Here is an 896-nt window from a genome sequence, read left to right on the forward strand (position 1 = left end):
CGCTGCGCGTGCAGATGCGCGTGGAGCTGTCGCGGCTGCACCAGGAACTCAAGACCACGATGATCTACGTGACGCACGACCAGGTGGAGGCGATGACGCTGGCCCACCGCATCGTCGTGCTGAACGCCGGGCGCATCGAACAGGTCGGCACGCCGATGGAGCTCTACCACCGGCCGGTGAATCGCTTCGTCGCCGGCTTCATCGGCTCGCCGAAGATGAACTTCATCGAGGGCAAGCTTGTCGGCGTGAACGCCGGGCTGGTGCGCATCGCGCTGGCCGACGGCTCGAGCGTGACGGTCGATGCGGATGTCTCGTCGCTGGCGCCGGGTGCCAAGGTCACCGTGGGCCTGCGCCCCGAGCACGTCGACGCCAGCACGCAGCCGAGCGCCGACGCGCTGCGCGCCCACGTGCAACTCGCCGAGCACCTGGGCGACATCACCTACCTGCACGTGACGCTGACCGGTGCGACGGAGGCGATGACGATCCGCACCGCGCCGGAGAACCCGCTGAAGACCGGCGACACCGCGTACCTGAGTTTCCCGCCGCAGCGCGGCTTCCTGTTCGACGAGCAGGGGCGTACGCTCTTTTCATCACCACAACAAACCCCACCCGGAGACACGACATGAACACCAAGCGACATCACCTGAAGCTGCTGGCCGGCGCCGCGGTGCTGGCCCTCGCGGGCACCGCCCTGCCGTCGATCGGTCACGCCGCCGAGCCCGGCAAGCTGCTGATCTGGATCAACGGCGACAAGGGCTACAACGGCCTGGCCAAGGTCGGCGAGGAGTTCACCGCCAAGACCGGCGTGCAGGTGGTGGTGGAGCACCCGGAAGATGCCCCGAACAAGTTCCAGCAGGCGGCCGCCGCCGGCAAGGGCCCCGACATCTGGATCTGGC

1 protein-coding gene and 1 pseudogene are annotated in these 896 nt (G+C 68.2%); both read left to right on the forward strand.

The window, feature by feature from the left end; translation table 11 throughout:
* A partial coding sequence (locus ACXJLU_RS33450) for an ABC transporter ATP-binding protein (protein WP_457338023.1) occupies positions 1-626 on the forward strand: 626 nt, incomplete at its 5' end.
* Positions 623-896, forward strand: a pseudogene (gene malE / locus ACXJLU_RS33455) (maltose/maltodextrin ABC transporter substrate-binding protein MalE); the annotation flags it as partial. The gene ACXJLU_RS33450 and the pseudogene malE, both read left to right, overlap by 4 nt.

It is taken from the genome of Rhizobacter sp. P5_C2 (assembly GCF_054049715.1).